Annotated in this window: 14 protein-coding genes; 9 read left to right on the top strand and 5 right to left on the bottom strand. The window is 70.9% G+C overall.

Annotation, left to right across the window (positions count from 1 at the left end; genetic code table 11):
• The first annotated feature begins 315 nt into the window (after positions 1-315).
• Together AC3EUV_RS28770 and AC3EUV_RS28775 are read left to right on the top strand one after the other, a co-directional pair.
• Entirely contained in the window at positions 316-924 is a 609-nt protein-coding gene (locus AC3EUV_RS28770; protein WP_435604198.1) for an ester cyclase, read from the top strand.
• An 88-nt stretch (positions 925-1,012) separates the two neighbouring features.
• A complete protein-coding gene (locus tag AC3EUV_RS28775) occupies positions 1,013-1,561 on the top strand; it encodes a YceI family protein (RefSeq protein WP_435604199.1) in 549 nt (182 codons plus the stop codon).
• Positions 1,562-1,819: 258 nt separating this feature from the next.
• Here the strand turns inward: AC3EUV_RS28775 and AC3EUV_RS28780 are convergent, their stop codons facing one another.
• Positions 1,820-2,452, bottom strand: coding sequence for a TetR family transcriptional regulator (locus AC3EUV_RS28780; RefSeq protein ID WP_432142542.1), 633 nt, complete (start codon positions 2,450-2,452; stop codon positions 1,820-1,822).
• A 387-nt stretch (positions 2,453-2,839) separates the two neighbouring features.
• On the opposite strand from AC3EUV_RS28780, the gene AC3EUV_RS28785 reads away from it, so the two are divergent.
• From AC3EUV_RS28785 to AC3EUV_RS28810, 6 genes are all read left to right on the top strand, one after another.
• Entirely contained in the window at positions 2,840-3,703 is an 864-nt protein-coding gene (locus tag AC3EUV_RS28785) for an alpha/beta fold hydrolase (protein WP_435604200.1), read from the top strand.
• A complete protein-coding gene (locus tag AC3EUV_RS28790; protein ID WP_432142544.1) occupies positions 3,700-4,713 on the top strand; it encodes a VOC family protein in 1,014 nt (337 codons plus the stop codon). Before AC3EUV_RS28785 ends, AC3EUV_RS28790 begins: the two co-directional genes overlap by 4 nt.
• 303 nt (positions 4,714-5,016) lie before the next feature.
• Positions 5,017-5,838, top strand: a complete 822-nt coding sequence (gene mhpD / locus AC3EUV_RS28795; protein WP_432142545.1) for a 2-keto-4-pentenoate hydratase — start codon at positions 5,017-5,019, stop codon at positions 5,836-5,838.
• A complete protein-coding gene (locus AC3EUV_RS28800; RefSeq protein ID WP_435604201.1) occupies positions 5,835-6,782 on the top strand; it encodes an acetaldehyde dehydrogenase (acetylating) in 948 nt (315 codons plus the stop codon). The genes mhpD and AC3EUV_RS28800 overlap by 4 nt, the downstream gene beginning before the upstream one ends.
• Positions 6,779-7,810, top strand: coding sequence for a 4-hydroxy-2-oxovalerate aldolase (dmpG, locus tag AC3EUV_RS28805; protein ID WP_435604202.1), 1,032 nt, complete (start codon positions 6,779-6,781; stop codon positions 7,808-7,810). Before AC3EUV_RS28800 ends, dmpG begins: the two co-directional genes overlap by 4 nt.
• 140 nt (positions 7,811-7,950) lie before the next feature.
• Positions 7,951-8,922 (top strand): TAXI family TRAP transporter solute-binding subunit, encoded by a 972-nt coding sequence (locus tag AC3EUV_RS28810; RefSeq protein ID WP_435604203.1) that lies wholly within the window; start codon positions 7,951-7,953, stop codon positions 8,920-8,922.
• Between the two features lie 34 nt (positions 8,923-8,956).
• Here AC3EUV_RS28810 and AC3EUV_RS28815 read toward each other — a convergent pair whose 3' ends face one another.
• The 3 genes from AC3EUV_RS28815 to AC3EUV_RS28825 form a co-directional block, all read right to left on the bottom strand.
• Positions 8,957-9,763 (bottom strand): sensor histidine kinase, encoded by an 807-nt coding sequence (locus tag AC3EUV_RS28815; RefSeq protein ID WP_435604204.1) that lies wholly within the window; start codon positions 9,761-9,763, stop codon positions 8,957-8,959.
• A 573-nt stretch (positions 9,764-10,336) separates the two neighbouring features.
• Positions 10,337-11,038 carry a response regulator transcription factor gene (locus tag AC3EUV_RS28820; protein ID WP_432142549.1) on the bottom strand — a complete coding sequence of 234 codons (702 nt, stop codon included), beginning with the start codon at positions 11,036-11,038 and terminating at the stop codon, positions 10,337-10,339.
• Positions 11,039-11,187: 149 nt separating this feature from the next.
• Entirely contained in the window at positions 11,188-12,561 is a 1,374-nt protein-coding gene (locus AC3EUV_RS28825) for an MFS transporter (protein WP_432142550.1), read from the bottom strand.
• A gap of 454 nt (positions 12,562-13,015) precedes the next feature.
• On the opposite strand from AC3EUV_RS28825, the gene AC3EUV_RS28830 reads away from it, so the two are divergent.
• Positions 13,016-14,218 (top strand): polysaccharide deacetylase family protein, encoded by a 1,203-nt coding sequence (locus tag AC3EUV_RS28830; RefSeq protein WP_432142551.1) that lies wholly within the window; start codon positions 13,016-13,018, stop codon positions 14,216-14,218.
• Positions 14,219-14,531: 313 nt separating this feature from the next.
• Here AC3EUV_RS28830 and AC3EUV_RS28835 read toward each other — a convergent pair whose 3' ends face one another.
• Positions 14,532-20,552 (bottom strand): WD40 domain-containing protein, encoded by a 6,021-nt coding sequence (locus tag AC3EUV_RS28835; protein ID WP_435604205.1) that lies wholly within the window; start codon positions 20,550-20,552, stop codon positions 14,532-14,534.
• Positions 20,553-20,557 lie beyond the last annotated feature (5 nt).

The raw sequence follows: 20,557 nt of genomic DNA on the forward strand, positions 1-20,557 counted from the left end.
TTGGGTGTCCAGCGCGTTCGACAGGTTGATCACCATGGCGGTCAGGGAGAGCCAGGTCTGCCTCTCCTCGGCGTTCAGCCAGCGGGGTTCATGTGTGTCCATGACCTCATCCTAGCTTGATCCTTCAAGTCAAATTCACCCCACTTCACTTGACGCTTCAAGTTTGACGCACTAGCTTCGAGGTTGAAGGTTCAAGTTACCGGATGGGGAACCCCCTGATGGGAGCCCTACGTAGCCCCAGGCTGCAACTGCGGCGAGAGCCGCCTTCTAAGGTCTCGCCCTTCCTCCGGGTGATCTCGTAGACAAGGAATCGACATGATCAACCGCCGCAAGGTCCTGAGGGGCGCGGGCGCCGCTGCCCTGGGCGCCCTCGTCCTCACCGCGGTAGCCACCGGAACCGGCCTGGCATCCGCGACCACGGGCGACTGGGAACTGTTCGGAGACCCGGCCTCCACCTCGCAGACCGAGTCGTCCTGGCCGACCAACCTGACCCATGAGGAGCGCAAGAATCTGGAGGCCTTCGACGAGCTGGACTTCAACGTCTACTCCGGTCAGAAGTGGGACCGGGTCGGTGAGAGCCACGCGCAGAACATCCGCGTCCACTGGCCCGACGGCCACTACACAGACGGCCTCGACCGGCACATCGCCGACATGAAGAGCCAGTTCGTCTGGGCGCCGGACACGCGCATCACCGAGCATCCGAACCGCATCGCCAAGGGCAATCTGACCTCGGTGACCGGCGTCATGCAGGGCACCTTCACCCGCCCCATGCCCGACGGCAAGGGCGGCTTCATCCAGCCGACGGGCAAGAAGTTCTCCATCAACATGGTCACGGTCGGCATCTGGAACAAGGACGGAGTGATGAAGGAGGAGTTCCTCTTCTGGGACAACCAGACCTTCTACCAGCAGATCGGCCTCGCCTGACCCGCGCGTGGCCCGGCGATGCAGGAACCGCCGGGCCACGCAACAACGAAGGCCCCCAACCCCTGCCCCACCGTGAAAGGCGATCGCCATGACGAACCACACCACCAACCCCGCCCAGCCCTCCACCAGACTGTCCGACCTCAGCGCCGGTCTCTGGGTCCTGGACGCGACCAAGTCATCAGTGGAGATCAAGCACAAGTCGATGTGGGGGCTGGCCACGATCAAGGCCGCCTTCATCAAGCTCAGCGGCGAAGGCGAAATCGGCCCCGACGGTTCCGCGCACGGCACGCTGACCATCGAGGCGGCGTCGATCCTCAGCAAGCAGGCCAAGCTCGACAACCACCTGCGCTCCGCGGACTTCTTCCATGTCGAGAGGTATCCGACGTTCACCTTCACCGCCGCCCGCGTCGTCGCCGACGGCGCCGGAACCGCCAAGGTCACCGGCCGCCTCACTGTGCTCGGTACGACCCGCCCACTCACCTTCACCGCGCGCGCCACTGCCGCCGGCCCGAACGATGTGACCCTCAGCGGCGAGGTCGCCATCGACCGCAACGACTTCGGGATGGGCTGGAACAGGGCCGGAATGATCAAGGGCCTCACCACCGTCACTCTCACCACCCGCTTCACCCACCGCTAACCCGCCGTTCCCGGAGCCGGACCTGTGGTTGGTCAGGATCAGCTGGTGATGGTCCGCGAGACGCTTTCGTCCAGGCGAGTCCGACGCATCGCTCGAACATGGGCTTCGGACGACGTTGTCCAGCCGGACTGCGTAGGTGTGCCAAGTCCAGGCCGGCCCCTGTCCGTCAACGGCCCGGTCGGCGCCACATTGGTTTTCGGTCTCGCGCACAGCCGGCCGGATCCCGGACGTCGCCGGGAAACCCAGGTCCGGCGACGGTCACCGGCCCGCTCCGGCCGCCATGCGGTGTGCCATCTCGTGCACCGACTGGGCGTGCAGTTCGAACAGTGCTCTCAGGTTGATGGCGTCCCCGGTGATCTCTCGCTGTACGAACAGTCCGTCGGCGCCCGCGATGGCGTACGTCGTGAGCGTATGGATCTCGGCCTCGGCCAACTCGGGGAAGAGGGTTTGCAGCATCTCGGTGACCTTCCGGCGTGCGACTTCCCTGGCCTGGAGGAACACGGTCCGGCCTCGGGGTTCGGTGGGTCGCCGCTCCAGGGCGAGCATGAGGCCGAGGCGTAGGAAGTCGGGCGCGTCGACCAGTGACTTGGCCACGTTCGCGGCCATGACGGTGACCCTCTGAAGGGACGTGCCCGTCTCCTCGCCCGGCAGTTCGACCGCGGCGAGCCAGCTGTCGAAGCTGCGCTCGATGACCGCGGCGATCAGGTCGTCCTTGTCCTTGAAATGCCAGTAGATCGAGCTCGCGGGCAGTCCGCACTTGGCGCTGACGGCCGCGATGGACGTGCCCTCGTACCCGCGCTCACCCGCGATCTCCACGGCGGCATCGAGGATGCGCTGCCGCGACTCCATTCCGTTCGCCCGCTTCCGGCGCGTCGTGTGGGGCCCGGTCATGGCATTTCCCTCCTGTTGTGTTCGCCCTTGACCGTATCCGGCGTCGAGCTTACTGTAGCGTTCATTCCAATTGGAGTGAACGCTACAGTAAGCTGCACGACGAGACGGCGACCGTCAGATCGCCGGTGAGAGAAGTCGGCGCCAGAAACGGCGCCGGAGACGCATGCGTACGACGGTGGCGGTGGGCAGCTGGGTCCCCGGCCGCGATTGGCCAGGGAAAGCGTCCTGCTGCTCTGGATGACCACCCGCCGTACGGGCGCCTTCGCCCTTGCGACCCCACGGCTGCGTCTCCGCAGCCGCTCCGCACACCCGACACCCTTCCAGCGGGCTTGGCCCCGGCCGACGCGCCCCGCCCGACCGCGAACACCAGCCAGTGAGGACGACACCATGACTCCGCATGCCGACCTGCCGATGATGCAGGAGACGACGTATGACATCGGCGGAATGAAGATCTTCGCCGCGGAGACGGGCGACGGTCCGCCCGTGCTGCTGCTGCACGGCGGCGGCCCCGGTGCCTCCGGCGTCTCCAACTACGCACGCAACATTGCCGAGTTGGCCAAGGAGTACCGGGTCATCGTGCCCGATCTGCCCGGCTACGGGCGCAGCACCAAGGGCGTCGACGGCGCCGACCCCTTCGGCTACCTGGCCAACGGTATCCGCGGCCTGATGGACGCACTCGGCCTGGACAAGGCCCATCTGGTCGGCAACTCCTACGGTGGCGCCTGTGCCCTGCGGCTGGCCCTGGACACCCCTGAGCGGGTCGACCGCATGGTGCTGATGGGCCCCGGCGGGGTCGGCAACACCCGTGCCCTGCCCACTCCCGGGCTCAACAACCTGCTGGGCTACTACACCGGCGACGGACCCTCGCGGCTGAAGCTGGAGACGTTCATCCGCAACTACCTCGTCTTCAACGCCGCCGAGGTCCCGGACTCCGCCATCGAGGAGCGCTACCAGGCCAGCATCGACCCCGAGGTGATCGCCTCCCCGCCGCTGCAACGCCCCGCCGGGCTGCGCACCTTGTGGAAGATGGACTTCACCCGCGACCCGCGCCTGAATCGACTGCCCGTGCCCACCCTCGTTCTGTGGGGCGCGGAGGACAAGGTCAACCGTCCGTCCGGCGGCCGGATGCTGGCCGACCGCATGCCCAACTGCGACCTGTACCTCGTTGCCAACACCGGGCACTGGGTGCAGTTCGAGCGCACCGATCTGTTCAACCGCCTGTGCGCAGACTTCCTGGCCGGCCGCCGATGACCACACATGACGCCTCGTCCGTCTTCGGTGCCGTCCACCTCGGATACATCGTCATCGAGACCAACCGCTTCGCCGACTGGCGCCGCTTCGGCACCGACGCCATCGGCATGCACCACGACGCCCTCTCCCGCAACCTGATGCGCTTCCGCCTCGACGACCAGGAATGCCGCTTCCTCATCCGGCGCGGCCCTGCCGAGGACGTCGTCGCCACCGGCTGGCACGTCGACGACCACGCCACCTTCGAACGCATCGAGGCCCGCATCCGTGCCCACGGTGTCCCGCTCACCGTCGGCACCGACGAGGAAGCCGCCCTGCGCGGCGTCGAGCGCCTGCTGCGTTTCCCCGGCCCCAAGGGCATCACACAGGAGATCTGCACCACCCCGGTGACGTCGGCCGAGCCGCTGCGCATGCTCGCCTCGGGCTTTGTCACCGGCGAGGGCGGCATGGGGCATATCGCGCTGACCTCCACCAAGCCGATGCAGACCCGGAGTTACTTCCACACCGTCTTTGACGCCCGCCTGACCGACTACATCGACGAGACCTTCAGCGGCGTCAAATTCAAGATTCGCTTCCTGCGCGTCAACGAACGCCACCACTCGATCGCGATCGCCGCCGCCCGCGGCCTGCCGATCGATGCGGTCCGCACCCGCGTGCAGCACCTCAACGTCCAGGCCGCCGGCCTTGACGACCTGGCCCAGAGCTACCAGCGCGTGCACGAACTCGGCTTCGACATGGCCCTGTCCGTCGGCCAGCACACCAACGACAAGGAACTCTCCTATTACGCCCGCACTCCATCGGGCTTCGAGTGGGAGGTCGGCTGGAACCCCATCGTTGTCGACGAGACCACCTGGGAGCCCACCACTCACCAGGGCATCAGCATCTGGGGTCACCTCCCGGTCGGCCGGACCATCATCGGCAAACTCGCCCAGTTTCAGGCCGCGGCCCGCTCTCTGGGCCGCCCGGAGAGCACGGTTCCGTCGCTGAGTGGCGCAGGCATTCCCGGCGGCTGACGGGTCCATCGCCCGGCAGCACCTCCTCCGCCACCCCGAGAGTTCCGTGAGGCGGAACGATCCGGCATCCGGCCGAAAGTAATCCAGGACTGCCACTGCCTTGTCCAGCATATTTCCCTGCCAGCTGTTCCGTGTCATGGAACATGTTTTGCCGTTGCTCACGATGCGCGCCTATACCTGGCATGCGTCACAGCGATGGCCCGCACGCCCGTACCGAGCCCCTCACCAGCTCCGCTCCCTTCTGGAGGTAACCCGCATGCCCATCCCGCAGCCCCTTGGCGCCGCTCCCGACAGGGGCGAAGCATGAACGACCATGAGTCCGCCGGTCCGGTGGCCGAGGTGGCGGCCGTCCTGGACAAAGCCGCCCGCGCCGGCGTCCCGTGCCCTCCGGTGCGTCATCGGCTGCCCGAGGCGGACATCGAGGCTGCCTACGCGGTGCAGCGGCTGAACGTCGATCGGGGCATCGCCGCCGGCCGGCGCCTGGCAGGCCGGAAGGTCGGCCTGACCTCGCCCGCCGTGCAACACCAGCTCGGTGTCGACCAGCCCGACTTCGGCGCCCTGTTCGCCGACATGGCGGTGCCCGAGGGGCAACTGATCGCCCCCGGCCGGCTGTTGCAGCCGAAGATCGAGGCGGAGGTCGCCCTGGTGCTCGTCGCGGATCTTCCGCACCGGGACCCGACCGTCGCCGACCTGCTGCGTGCCACGGCGTTCGCCCTGCCCGCGCTGGAGATCGTCGACAGCCGGATCGCCGGCTGGGACATCAGCATCGTCGACACGGTCGCCGACAACGCTTCCTGTGGCCTGTTCGTCCTCGGCGGCACTCCCGTACCGCTGGACCGGGTCGATCTGCGCGACGTACGGATGACCCTGACCAGGAACGGTGAGACCGTTTCACGGGGCACCGGCGCCGACTGCCTGGGCAGCCCGCTCACCGCCGCCCGCTGGCTCGCCGCCACCCTCGCCGGCCTGGGCGAGCCGCTGCGGGCCGGCGACATCGTCCTGACCGGCGCGCTCGGCCCGATGGCCGTCGCCGCCGAAGGCGACGAGTTCACCGCCCACATCGAAGGACTGGGCACGGTCACCACCGCGTTCGCTGCCTCCGCCACGGAAGGAACCGGAGCATGACCACGAAGGTCGCCGTCATCGGCTCGGGCAACATCGGCACCGACCTCATGATCAAAATTCTGCGGCTCTCCGACTCTTTGGAGATCGCCGCCATGGCCGGCATCGACCCCGCCTCCGACGGCCTGGCACGCGCCCGACGGCTGAAGGTCGCGACCACTCACGAGGGCGTGGACGGCCTGGTCGAGATGGACGAGTTCGCGGACGTGTCCCTCGTCTTCGACGCCACGTCTGCCGGCGCGCACAAGCGTCACGACGAGGTCCTGCGCACACTGGGCCGCACGGTCGTCGACCTCACCCCCGCCGCGCTCGGCCCCTACGTGGTACCGCCGGTCAACGGCGACGCCCATCTGAACGCGCCCAACGTCAACATGGTCACCTGCGGCGGGCAGGCCACCATCCCCATAGTGGCCGCCGTCGCCGCCGTGACCCCGGTCCACTACGCGGAGATCGTCGCCTCCCTCTCCTCCCGCTCGGCGGGCCCCGGCACGCGGGCCAACGTCGACGAATTCGTCGAGACCACCTCGTCGGCTCTTGAGCAGGTCGGCGGCGCGGCCCGCGGCAAAGCCATCATGGTCATCAACTCCGCCGAACCGCCCCTCATCATGCGGGACACCGTGCACTGCCTCGTCGGTGACTGTGATGACGCCGCCGTGACCGCCTCCGTGGAGGAGATGGCCGCACGCGTCCAGAACTATGTCCCCGGCTACCGCCTCAAGCAGAAGGTGCAGTTCGAACGCGTCGCCATGGACGACCCACTGCGCTCCCTTCTGCCGGCCGCCTCCCGGTCCGGCCAGGCCGCCAAGGTGTCGGTGTACCTCGAAGTGGAGGGCGCCGCCCACTACTTGCCCGCCTACGCCGGCAACCTCGACATCATGACCTCGGCCGCCCTGCGCACTGCCGAGCGCATGGCCGCCCACCGCACCACGAAGGTGGTTTCCCGATGACCGCGCCCCGGCCGAACACCCTGTACGTGCAGGATGTGACCCTTAGGGACGGCATGCACGCCGTCCGCCACCGCTACACCGTCGAACAGGCCCGCACCATCGCCGGTGCACTCGACGCCGCCGGAGTCGCCGCGATCGAGATCGCCCACGGCGACGGCCTGTCCGGCTCCAGCATCACCTACGGCGTCGGCGCCCACACGGACTGGGAGTGGATCGAGGCCGTCTGCGACGCCGTGACCCACGCGGTGCCCACCACCCTGCTCCTGCCCGGCATCGGCACCGTGCACGACCTGCGCCGGGCACACGCCCTCGGCATCCGCTCGGTGCGCGTCGCCACCCACTGCACCGAGGCCGACATCTCCGCCCAGCACATCGCCGCCGCCCGCGACCTGGGCATGGACGTGGCCGGCTTCCTGATGATGTCCCACATGGCCGAACCCGCCGAACTGGCCCAGCAGGCCAGGCTGATGGAGTCCTACGGCGCGCACTGCGTCTACGTCACCGACTCGGGCGGCCACCTCACCATGGACGGTGTACGCGACCGCGTCCGCGCCTACCGAGACGTCCTCGACCCGTCCACCGAGCTGGGAATCCACGCCCACCACAACCTCGGGCTGGGTGTGGCCAACTCGGTCGTCGCCGTCGAGAACGGCGTCACCCGGGTCGACGCCTCCCTCGCCGGCCAGGGAGCCGGAGCGGGCAACTGCCCCCTGGAGGCGTTCGTCGCGGTCGCCGACCTGATGGGCTGGGAGCCCGGCTGCGAGCTGTTCCCCCTGATGGACGCCGCCGACGACGTCGTACGCCCCCTCCAGGACCGCGAGGTGCGGGTGGACCGCGAAACCCTCACCCTCGGCTACGCGGGTGTGTACTCCAGCTTCCTGCGCCATGCCGAGACGGCCGCCCGCCGCTACGGCACCGACGCCCGCGCGATCCTCATCGAGGTCGGCCGCCGCGGGCTGGTCGGCGGTCAGGAAGACATGATCACCGACATCGCCCTCGACCTCGCCGCAGTCCGCACCACCGCCTGACGCGAAGGGACCGCACACGGTCAGCCGAGGCCGAGCCGGAAGCCAGACCTCATACTCCGGGGCTCGACCGCGGCCTGTCCGCCCGTTTCCGCCGCCCCGAAGCGTGGCCGCCCTGTGTGGTCCGCGGTTACACTCCGCCCGTGACCAGCGCGAAGGCGGGGCTCGACCGCCGGAGTCTGCTGAGGCTCGGCGTCGGCGGGCTCGCCGCCGTCCTGGCCGGGTGCGCGGCGGAATCCGATCCCGTGCAGCAGCTGCGGTTCGCCACGGGACCGCAGGGCGGGCCGTACCACGCCTTCGGCCAGGCACTGGCCGACGCCGTCGCCGCGAGCGGCCGCCGACTGAAGATCGTGCCCGTGGGCACCGCGGCGAGCGTGGACAATCTGCACCGGCTCGACCGGGGCTCGGCGGAGCTTGCGCTGGCGATGGCGGATGTCGCCGAGGACGCGGTGCACGGACGGGCCGAGTTCTCCCGGCCGGTCCCGGTCAGGGCGCTGGCCCGGGTCTATGTGAACTACACCCACCTCGTCGTCCCCGCGCACGGACCGGTCCGAACGGTCCGGGCACTCGCCGGGCGACCGGTCGCCGCGGGCGCGGCGGGGTCGGGTGTGCAGGTGCTGGCGCGGCGGTTGCTGCACGTGGCCGGGCTGACCGGGGACAGCGCGGTGCGCGAGCGGCAGCTCGGCCTCGCCGAGTCGGTACGGGCCCTGCGCGCGGGCTCGGTCGACGCGCTGATCTGGTCCGGAGGCGTACCGACGCCCGCACTGTCCGAGCTCGCGCGGACCGTCCCGTTGCGCTTTCTGCCGCTGGACGGCTTCGTGGGCCCGCTGCGCGAGCGCTACGGCCCGGTGTATTCGGCGGTCACGCTTCCCGCCGGGGTGTACGGACTGCGGGACGCGGTGGGCACCATCGGTGTCGGCAACTACCTGCTGGCTCGGGCCGATGCGCCCGAAGGCGTGGTGCGCGCACTGCTGCAGGTGGTCTTCGACCAGTGGCGCGAGCTGCTGCGGGACGTGACGGCAGGGGCGCGGCTGGAGCCCCGCTTCGCCCTCTCCACCGGAGGCGTGCCGCTCCACCCCGGCGCGGTCGCCTACTACCGCTCCGCCTACGGCTGACCGGCAACGAGACCGGGCAGCAGGAACACGACGGTCACTGCCTCCCCTCCTTCTCCGGCAGCGCGAGCTCCACCGCGAGACCGCGCGGTGCGTTGTGGCCGACGGCGAGCCGGCCGCCGCTGAGGCGGGCGATCTCGTCGGCGATGGCCAGCCCGAGCCCACTGCCGGGCGTGTTCTGATGCTGGGCGCCGCGGCCGAAACGCCGTAGCAGCGTCGGCAACTGGTCATCCGGAACGCCAAGGCCGTCGTCGGTGACACGTACGACGACCGTGCCGTCCCGCAGCGCGGCGCACACCTCGACCCGGCCGCCGGGCGGTACGAACTTGGCGGCGTTGTCCAGCAACGCGTCCAGGATGCGGCCCACGGCGTCGGGCAGGACCCGCCCCCGCAGACCGTCGCCGACGTCGGCGGTCAGCTCGATACCGGCCTTGCGGAAGACGGAGCCCCAGGCGGCCACCCGCTCACGCACCGCCGCCGACAGGTCCTGCTCGGTCAGTTCGGCGGTGCCGGACTCCACCCGGGCCAGCGCGAGCAGTCCGTCGAGCAGGTCCCCCAGTCGTTCGGCCTCGTCGAGTGCGCGGGAGACCTCGGCCCGGCCGGGGCCGGGGCGGAGGTGCGGTTCGATGTTCTCCAGCTGGAGCACGAGGGTGGCCAGAGGGTTGCGCAGCTGGTGGGAGGCGTCGGCGACGAAGTCCCGCTGGCGGTTGAGGGAGTCGGTGACCGCCTCCGCCATGGTGTTGAAGTGCTGTCGCAGGCGGCGCAGTTCGGGCGGTCCGGTGTCGTGGGCGGCGTGGCCGGAGGCTGCCGGCGGCCAGTCCCTCCACGGCCTGGTCCAGGTCACGCACCGGCCGCATCAGCCACCGGCTGATGCCCACCGCGACCAGGGCCGCCATGGCGAACGCGGCGAGCGCACCCGCGGCGATGAGCGTCGAGCGGACGGCCACATCCCGTCGCGCCGCGTCGGTGGGGGCGGCAAGCACCACTGCTCCGCTCACCCGCTCGTCCTGGCCCACCGGTTCGGCCAGCACCGCCGTGGACGGACCCCAGGGCCAGATCGTCGGCAGCTCAGCCGTCGGGCGGCCGGTCAGCGCCTGGCTCCGGGCGTCCACCGCCCGGTCGGCCGCGGCCGACCGAGCGCCCGTCCCGGCCCGTGCCACCGGATGCCCTGCCGCGTTCACGACCAGCACCCCGGCCCCGTACAGCTCGGTGTACCGGACGATTTCGGCGGACAGCTCGGCCCGGTCGGTCGGGGTGCGCACCCGGTCGGCGAGATCGGCGAACCGCGCGGCGTCGGCCCGCCGCTGGAGCAGCAGATGCTCGGTCCGGCTCCGCGCGAGGGTGCCGGCCAGCGGAACGGAGAGCAGCAGCACCGCCGCTCCCATGAGCACGATCAGCACCGCCAGCAGCCTGCGTCTCATGGGCCGTACTCCCGGCCCCCGTCACCCAGCTGGTAGCCGAACCCACGGACCGTACGGATCAGGCCCGGCCTGCCGGTCTTGGCGCGGACACCCGCCACATGGACGTCCAGGGAGCGCGAGGCGGTCAGGAACACATCGCCCCAGATACGGTCCAGGATCTCCTCGCGGGAGTGCACCTCGCCCGGCCGCGCGGCCAGGAACGCCAGCACGTCGTACTCCCGGCGCGTCAGTCGCACCTCCGCCCCCGTCACCGTGACGGAGCGGGCCGCCAGGTCGATCTCGACGTCCCCGGTGCGGACCCGCCCGCCGGATTCCCCGCCAGCTGCCTCCCTCCCGCCGGAGGGGGTGTCCGTGCGGCGGCGTACGGCATCGATGCGGGCCATCAGCTCAGCGGTCCGGAACGGCTTGACCACGTAGTCGTCGGCGCCCGCCCGCAGCCCCTGCACGATGTCGCGCTCGCCGCAGCGGGCGGTGACCACGATGACGGGTGCGCTACAGACGGCCCGCAGCCGCCGCAGCAGTTCGAGCCCGTCCAGGTCCGGCAGGCCCAGGTCGAGCAGTACGAACTCGGCTTCGTGCGCGTGCTGCAGGGCGTCCGAGGCTCGGCCGGCCCTGCGGACGGTGTGTCCGCGCTGGGCGAGGGCTGTGCCGAGGGCGTGGGCCATGCGGTCGTCGTCCTCGACCAGAAGTGCGTGCATGCGGGCCAACCCCTGTCATACCCCTGTCACCTGGGACAGTATGCCTTCTGGCATATCCCATCGGCGGCCTTCGCGGAAGAGGCCGACCTGACCGGATGCCGTGGTGCGGCCACCACCGCACCACGGCTTCGGGCCGCGTCCCGGGAAGATCACCCCCTGGCTTCCAGAGGAGCGTCCGGCACGGCGGCCGGCTCGGATGCGGCCTCCGCCCGGCTGAGCGCGACATCGCGGGTGTCCGGCATCAGCACGTACGTGATCAGGGAGACCAGCGCACACCCGGACACGTACCAGAAGAACATCGTCTCGTGGCCCGCGTCCTTGAACCACAGCGCCACGTACTCCGCCGTACCACCGAAGAGCGCGTTGGCGATCGAGTAGGGGAGTGCCACGCCCAGTGCACGCACCCCGGTGGGGAACAGCTCCGCCTTCACGGCCGCGTTGATCGAGGTGTACCCGGTGACGATCACCAGGGCGAGCAAGGACAGCCCCAGCGCCGACCAGTACGACGACGCGGACCGCAGCGCGGTCATGATCGGGTAGGTGCCGACGGTACAGCCGACCGCGAAGGTGATCAGCAGCGGCCGGCGGCCGATCCGGTCCGACAGCGCCCCGGCGAAGGGCTGGAGCACGGCGAAGACCGTCAGAGAGGTGAAGCTCACCAGCGTCGCGGTGGTCTTCTCCATGCCCGCGCTGCCGATCAGGTACTTGGTCAGATAGGTGGTGTACGTGTAGTAGGCCACCGTGCCGCCGAGGGTGAGCGCCATGACCAGAGCCGCCTGCCGGCGGTGCGCCCACAGTGCCTTCAGCGTGCCGCGGGTGTCATCCTTCCGGCCGCCGGCTCCCGCCACCTCGGTGAACGCCTCGGTCTCCTCCAGGCGCCGCCGGAGCCAGAAGACCACCACCGCGAAGAGCGCCCCCAGCACGAACGGGATCCGCCAGCCCCAGCTCGACAACTCGTCCTTGCTGAGGGTGTGCTGGAGGGTGATGAGGATGCCCAGGCCGAGCAACTGGCCGCAGGTCATCGACACATACTGCATCGACGAGCCCAGCCCCCGGCGCCCACGGGCCGACGCCTCGGTCAGATAGGTGGCGCTCGCGGCGTACTCACCGCCGATGCTCATCCCCTGCAACAGCCGCGCCAGCAACAGCACCAGCGCACCGAAGTAGCCCGCCTGCCCGTAAGTGGGTGCGACGGCGATGAGCAGGGCGGCCACCGACATCATGGCGACGGTGAGGGTGAGCGCGCTCTTGCGGCCATGACGGTCCGCGGCACGTCCGAGGATCCAGCCGCCGACCGGCCGCATCAGAAAGCCGACGGCGAAGATTCCCGCTGTATTCATCAGTTGGGCGGTCGGGCTCTCACCGGGGAAGAACGAGTCGGCGAAGTAGATCGCAAAGGTGGCGTAGACGAACCAGTCGTACCACTCGACGAGATTTCCGAGCGACCCGCCGACCAGGGCGAGACGGCGCTTGGCGCGCTCGCCGCCGGGTGGTGTTGCGCGCAGGCTGGCGGACGGTGACATGGCGGCTCCTGACGAGAAGGCCCTGGTGAGAGGGGTGATGAGGTGCCCAGAGCATGCGCGCACCGACAGCCCGGAACAAGGCCGGGCCGCCAGATCTAACCTCCCGCTAAGAAAGGGAACGGGACGCCACGGGCAGCCGGAGTCGGCGGCGGCCCCTTCCGTGAACTGCATCCGAGCCCTGCGAAGGAGCCCGGCAACACCTGGTCTCCCGTGACCAAGCAGAACAGTGACGACGGCAACAAGCCGGAGTCGCAGGACCGCATCGGCTTCATCCCTGGTAACGCCTGTTAGTGAGGCGTTATCGGTGCGCTAGCGATGTCCGTGAGAGTCATGTGCGTCAAAGGGCGCCGGCTGCGGCGCCGACCCGCGAAGCCGCTGCGCTACCTCTCTAGGTGTCCCACCTCTCTGGGCGCCTCACTCACCAGAACTTCGAACGAATGCGACGGGGACCGTTATGCGTGAATTCAGCCGCCGGAACATATTGGGACTCGGGGTAGGAGCGGCGGCCGCGCTGTCCGTCACAGGCTGCTCGTTCTCCGGGCCGTCGGGCTCTTCCGGCAAGGTCGGCACCGAGCCCGGGGCGCAGGCCAAGCCGATAGGTGACGGCTCGACCGCGTACACCGGAAAGCAGCCCAACCAGCCGCCCGCACCGGAGAAGCTGGAGCCGGGCCAGAAGCCTCCGCAGTTCGTCGTCTTCTCCTGGGACGGCGCGGGCGACGTGGGGGACGGCCTCTTCCCGCGGTTCCGCAAGCTCGCCAAGGACCACAACGCGGCGATGACGTTCTTCTTCTCCGGGCTGTACGCGCTGCCCGAGTCGAAGAGGCGGCTGTACCGGCCGCCGAACAACCCCGTCGGCGCCTCCGACATCGACTTCCTCACCGACGAGCACATCAAGGCGACGCTGAAGAACCTGCGCGCGGCGTGGCTGGAGGGCCACGAGATAGGCACCCACTTCAACGGGCACTTCGGCGGGACCGGGCCCGGTTCGGTCGCCCATTGGAAGCCCGCGCAGTGGGAATCCGAGATCCAGCAGGCCATGGACTTCGTCACCAAGTGGCGTACCAACACCGGTTTCACCGATCTCGATCCGCTGCCCTTCGACTACTCCAAGGAACTCGTCGGCGGCCGCACCCCCCAGCTGCTCGGCCAGCCGAATCTGCTGCCCACGGCCCGCAAGCTCGGCTGGCGCTACGACTCCAGCTCACCGGGCGGGCTCCAGGTGTGGCCCGGCAAGAAGCAGGGCCTCTGGGACTTTCCGCTACAGGGGATACCCTTCCCCGGCCACAGCTTCCCGGTCCTCTCGATGGACTACAACTTGGCGGCCAACCAGTCGCCGAGCAACGTCACCAAGGGTCCGCCGGCCAAGTACCCCCAGTGGCGGAAGGAGGCCACCGGCGCCTACATCGCCGGCTTCAAGCGGGCCTATGAGACCAACCGCGCTCCTCTCTTCATCGGTAACCACTTCGAGAAGTGGAACGGCGGCATCTATATGGACGCCGTCGAGGACGCGCTCAAGTACATGGCCGACGGCACACACAAGGACGTCCGGCTGGTCTCCTTCCGCCAGCTCTGCGACTGGCTGGACGCCCAGGACCCGCGGGTCCTCGCCGGCCTGCGCGGCCTCGGGGTGGGCCAGAAGTTCACCGGACGCGGCTGACGGCACGGGGAGCACGGGGGAGGGGGCAGCGGCCCCCTCCAGGGGCGTCGTGATCAGTTGACCGCGTGAATTCCAGCGGGTGGTGCCTGAGGTCCCCTCGCGGCCTCAGGGTGATGGCCGACGTCGGGCCGTCGGAGGCGACGGCCCACCGGCGTTTCTCCGAGTGGGCCGGCCTCTCAACTCTCAAGGAGGCGCCGACGCCACCACCCGCACGTACCCCACGGGTCTGCCAGCAGGAGGTGAGGGCTGAGAGGGACAAACCGGCGGTCGAATTCGGTATCGAGCCTGACGACACCACCGCCCGGCCCGGAGCTCACCCCCGCTCGGTCTCGTCCTCCGCCGGGCCGCTTATCGGTGCCGTCATCGGCAGCCGGCGCACCCCCGGGAGGAAGCCGTCGAGTTCGCCCGGCTCGAAGCGGCACATGCCGACCACGTGCCAGAACTCGCCCGCGATGTCGCCCTCGTACTTGTAGCCACCGGAAGACGTGAGCGTGGCCCAGCCGCCGGGCACCCCGATCAGGGTGGCCTGTAGGGACGGCTCGCCCTGGGCGGGCACGGTCCACAGCCGTACGGTGCCGTCCTCGCCGCCGGTGGCGAGCAGCGAGCCGTCGGGGCTGAAAGCGGCTGAGAGGATCCGGCCCGTGTGCCCGGTCAGTTCGCCGGTCTGCCGGCCGTCGCGCGGGTCCCACAGCCGTACGGTCCGGTCGTCACCGGCGGTGGCGACCAGGGGGCGGCTCGGGTGGACGGCGGCGGTCCACAGGCGGCCGGAGTGACCGCGGAGCCGCTGTTCCGGCCGGCCGTCGACCCAGATGATCGCGTCGCCGTCCCAGGACGCGCTGACGAGCCAGGCGTCACCGGGCCCGAAGGCCACCGTGTAAACCCGGTCCCGGTGCCCGTCGAGTTCGGCGGTCAGCCGGCTGTTATGGACGTCCCAGAGACGGACGACGCGGTCGTCGCAACCGGTGGCCAGGCGCCGGCTGTCGGAGCTGAACGCGATCGACCGCACCCGGCCCCGGTGCTGGGACAGCGTGGTGACATGGGTGCCCGTGGTGCGGTACCACAGGCGTACCGTGTCGTCGTCGTTCGCGGTGGCGAGCAGTTCGCCGTCGCCGCTGAAGGCCTCGGCCCACACATGGTCGGTCTCGGCGTCGATCTCCCGCTGGTACTCGCCCGTGGCGGCGTTCCACAGGTACACGTCGCCGTCGTTGCTGGAGGTCCCCAGGACGGACCGGCCGGCCCCGGCGGGGCTGAAGACCGCCGACACCAACCGGTCGCTGTGTCCGGTGAGTTCCCGGAGGCGGCGGCCGGTCGACGGCTCCCACAGCCGCACGAAGCCGTCGTTGCTGCTGGCGGCCAGGTACGAGCCGTCGGCGCTGAAGGCCAGCGTGCCGATCCGGCGGCCGTGGCCGCGCAGGATGCGCCGGCCCTGGCCACTGGCGGTATCCCACAGGCGCACCATGCCGTCGTTGCCGGCCGTCACCAGCAGGGGGCCGGACCCGGCACCGCTGAGACCGCTGCGCGGCCGGAACCGGCACGTCCACACGGAGCCGCGGTGGTCGGCGGGCTGTTGGCGCAGTGGGGTCACCGACCAGCCGGGGGCGTCGCCGGAGGGGTCGGGGCGGTCAGGGCGGCGTCCTGGGCCATCGGCACCCGCCGTGGCGGGCTGCACCCGCCACAGCCGGACCGCGCCGTCACTGTCGCCCGCCGCCAGCAGGCTGCCGTCCAGGTCGAACACCACCCGGTACACGGCACCGCCGCTCCGGCCGGGCTGCCCGACCGGGGTGCCGGACACCGGGTCCCACAGCCGCACCTGTCCGTCGGTGTCGCCACTGGCCAGCAGCGCGCCGCTCGGGTGGAAGTCCAGGGTGTAGACGCGCCCGGTGTGGCCGGTGAAGGTGTGGCGCAGCCGTCCCGACGCCACGTCCCACACCCGCACCGTGCCGCCCCGGCCGCTGCCGTTGTCGCCGGTGGCCAGCAGTGTGCCGTCCGGGCTGAACTGCGCCCGGTTGCAGACGCCTTCGTGGCCGGGCAGATCTCTGCGCAGCCGCCCCGTGCGGGTGTCCCACAGGCGGACGCCCGCGGCCGCGTCGCCGGTGGCCAGGGTGCGCCCGTCGGGACTGAAGACCGCGGTGAAGACGGGTGCCGCATGCCCGGACAGCTCGTGCCGCCGGGTGCCGGAGGCCGCGTCCCACAGGGTGACGGTGCCCTCCGCGTCACCGGTGGCGAGCAGCGTGCCGGTGGCGTCCAGGGAGACCGGCCACACCCCGCTCGGGTGGATCTCCAGCCGGTGCAGACAGGCACCCGAGACGGCGTCCCACAGCCGCACCGTGCCGTCCGCCCCGCCGGTGGCGAGCAGGCCCTGGCGGAACTTCACGGCGTAGACCCGGCCGACGTGCCCCTGGAGGGTGCGCAGCGCGGTGCCGGTCGCGGCGTCACACACCAGGACACCGCCGTCCTCGCTGCCCACAGCGAGCAGTTCGCCGTCCGGGCTGTACGAGACCGGCTCGGGCAACCGGACCGACTGCACGCCGAAGCCGTAGGGCACACCGACCGCGGAGGGGCGGAAGCCCGCGTCGACGGGCATGCCGGGAGCGGTCGCGGCGGAGCGCAGCTCGGGGCTGAGCAGGGTGTCGTCGTCGGTGGTCGTGTCGATCAGCGCGGCCCGGTTCCAGATGCTGCCCTCGGCCCGGATGCCGCGCAGGTCGGCGCGGATCAGCCGGGCCCGGCGCAGGTCCGCACCACGCAGATCGGCGCCGGTCAGATCGGCCTCGTCCATCCGTGCGCCGACCAGACGGGCCTCGCGGAGCACGGCTCCGGAGAGGTTGGCGCCGACCAGCTGGGTGTCGCTGAGGTCGGCACGGGTGAGGTCGACGCCGGAGAAGTCGCGGTGGGAGAGGTCCTCGCCTGCCAGCGCGGCACCGCGCAGGTCGGTGTGGGCGGGCACCCGGAGACGGGCGAGCACCTTGACCGCGTTGGCCCGCGCGACCTCGTCGGCCGGACCGCGCCGCCGCGTCTCCCCGTCGGCGTTCTCGTCCCCGCTGTCCAGGACCCGCTCCGCCCACTCCTGGCAGGTGCGGTGGTCGGCGAGGTCGCAGAGGAACTCGACGGTGAGCTGGCTCAACGGGCGGCGGGCCAGCAGCTCGTGCTCGCCGCGGGCGAGCCGGGACGCGGACTCGGAGGCGACCAGCCACTCCACGATGGAGCTGTGGATGAACTGGAACAGCCCCTCGTCGCTGCGCACCAGCAGACTGCCGGAGCCGATGGTGTGGGCGGCCTCCCGGGGGGACAGCTGGATGTCCGCGAGCCCTGTCAGCGTCGTCGCGACATCGGTGAGTTCGTCCAGGCTCAGGGTGCTCCGGCCGCTGGACCACAGCCGCAGCGCGAGCGTGGTGACCGCGTCCCACCGCTGGTCGAGGTTCATTCCGGGGGCGGCGCCCGCGCCGCCCTGGCCGCGCTGCTCCTCGAACTGGAGCCAGGAGGTCAGCACCTCCTCGTACAGCCCCGCCGCGCTGAGCGCGCGTCCGGCACCGGCGACGGCGCGCAGCCGGTCGTGGTCGAGGTCGGCGACGAAGCTGAGCAGCCGTGGGTTGCGGCACAGCGCCAACAGGTCGGGGATGCCTTCCAGGAGCCGTACCCGGCGGTCGGCGGACTGTGCGTCTCCGTAGCGGTTGGCCAGGTAGGTGCGGATCTGCTGCGGGGTGAACTCCTGAAGGGCGAGCACCCGGCGCTGCGGCAGCAGTCCGACCCGCTCACCGAGGGCGGTGAGCACCTGCGACTGCGACTTGAAGTGCTGGTTGCGGCTGCTGACGACGACCTTGGCGTGGTCCACGACGGCGTCGAGGAGGACCTGGAGCCGGTCGGTGGCCCGCTCGTAGCTGACGCGGTTGGCCAGTTCGTCGAAGCCGTCGAAGAGCAGGACGATCCGGCCCTGCTGGAACATGTAGCGGAAGGCCCGGAGGTTGACGGAGTCGACGCCGTGGTTGGCCAGGTGAGCGGCGACCAGGCCGTCCAGGGAGTACGCCCGGTCCAGGGTGTTCAGCTCGATGAACAGCGGTACCAGATGGGGCATCTCCTCCGGGATTCGGCGGGCGAGCTCCCGCAGCGCGAAGGTCTTGCCGTGCCCGAAGTCCCCCAGGAGCAGCAGGAACCGGCCGTGGTCGGCGTCGAGCAGCCGCAGCATGTCCTCGACCAGCCCGTCGCGCTCCTCACCGCCCGGCCGTTCGATCTCCCGGTAGCGCTGCGGGAGGTAGAGGTCGGGCCGGTAGCGCTGGTCGGTGCGCAACCGCTCGGTCTGGGCAGCGACATAGTCGCGAAGGTCCAGCAGGCCCTGGAACTCGGTGAAGCTGCGGACGCGGACGCCCCGGCGGCGGGCCCGCTCGCGCAGGTCGCGGGCCGGCGCCGGCCCGTCGTGGACGAGTTCGGCGTCGGGTTCGGTGTCGGAGGCGTGCACGTGGTCGAGGAAGCCGTCGATGTCCTCGGCGGAGGGGGTGCCGTGGCAGACCCCCACCCGCTGCTGCCGGACGAACCCGGACTCGGTCCAGGTGACCAGGAGTTGGGGCAGCCGGGCGGTGATACGACGCAGCTGGGCGCCTTCGTGGCGGGTACGGCAGACCTCGGCGACCCGGGCGACCAGCTCGTCGAGCGGGTCGCCGAGGGTCCGGGCCTCCACCCCGGGCTCATGGCCCGGCACACTCGGCTCCGCGGTGGGCGGTGCCGGCACGGCGGGCGCGCCCTCGTCGGCGCCGGGCTGCGGACGCGGCGGCCCGAACACGCGCTGGGCGCGCCGCCAGCCGGTGTCCACCTGCTCCGGTTCCGTGTCGGGCCGCTCGTGCCACCGGGTGAGGCCGTCGCGGGTGAGGCGCAGGAGCTGGTGCCGGGCGGGCCCGGCCGCGCCGTACACGGGAAGTTCCCCGGCGGTGAGAGCGAGGGATGACATGGCGGACGGCACGGACGGGCCGCGGCGGTCGCTGTCGGGGCCGTGCAGCAGGAGGTGGAGCCGGGGCGCGGTGAGCCGGGCGAGGGCGGCGGTGTCACGGAGACGGCCGGGGCCGTGCGTGGCGCCGGGGCGGTCCCCGTCCTCGTCGACCGGGTGCCGCAGCGCGCCGAGGCGCAGCCAGCCCTCCTCCTCGTACGGGCGCAGGGCCTGGGCGAACCACGCTGCCTGCTCGGGGCCGAGCCAGCCGTACTGGTCATCGGGCCGGTGGCTGTACGCCATCGAGGAGTTGAGGCCCGCGATGACCGTGCGCAGCTCCGGGACGGGGAAGAGGCTCCACGGCTGATCGCCGTCGAAGACGACATCGAGGCCCTGGTAGAGCTCGTGGAACAGCCGTGCGTAGTGCCGCCACTTGGGCCAGTAGGGCGGCTTGGGCTGCATCTCGTCGGCTTCACAGGTGCTGAAGTAGGCGCGGCAGGCGGCCTGGCTGACGTCCTGGCCGCCGGGCACGACGGCGAGGCGGTGCGGTTCGAGGCCGAGCAGCGAGCGCAGGCCGGTGAGGAAGCTGAGGGCCTGGTCGCACTCGCGGGGGCTCCCGGAGGCGGTGAGGTCGCCGGTGACGACGAGGAGGTCGGGCGCCGGCGCACCGGCGTCGGTGAGTTCGACCAGGTCGCCCCAGATGGCCGCCTGGAGTTCGGCCGGGTCCTGGCCGCGGCCGAAGGCGGGTCCGGCCAGGTGCAGCACGGTGACCGCCTCCCGGGCGTGGTGCGCACCGGACTCCTGCGGGTACTGCGGCGAAACCGCGGGGCGGCGGCGTCCCGCCCAGCCGGGGCGGCCGAGCGGCCGGCCGGATCCGGACACCGGCCGCGGGATGCCCGGTGCCGGGGCGTCGGCGCCGGTCCCCGGCCCTCCGGGGTATCCGGGCCGGCTGGTGGGCCGGGCCCGCCCGTCGAGTGCCTGGCCCACCCGGGTGAGCAGCATCTCGCGGGCGGTGCCGGTGTCGGTGACGCCGACCAGGTCGACGTAGGTGATGGTGGCGAGCAGTCCCTCGACGGGGATGTCCTCGACCCGGACGGTCAGCAGTCGGCGCTCCGGTGCATCGGGGTCGGCACGCAGCGCGGCCTGCCACTCCATGCGCCCGTAGCGGGAGCGTTCGTAGTTGCTGGAGAGGACGGCGATGACAGCGGCGGATTCACTCACGCCGCGGTCCATGAAGTCCACGAAGTTGGTGCCCGGGACGAAGTCCCAGGCCTGAAGGACCGTCCGGTAGCCCGCCTCCTCCAGCGTCCAGGCGATCCAGGCCGCCCATCGCTCGTCAGCCGGTGAATAGCTGATGAAGAAGTCCAACAGGCCGGATTCCGGGCGGGTTTCGGGGTCACCGAATTCCTGACGAGCCACCATGCCTG

This window comes from Streptomyces sp. bgisy130, assembly GCF_057708345.1.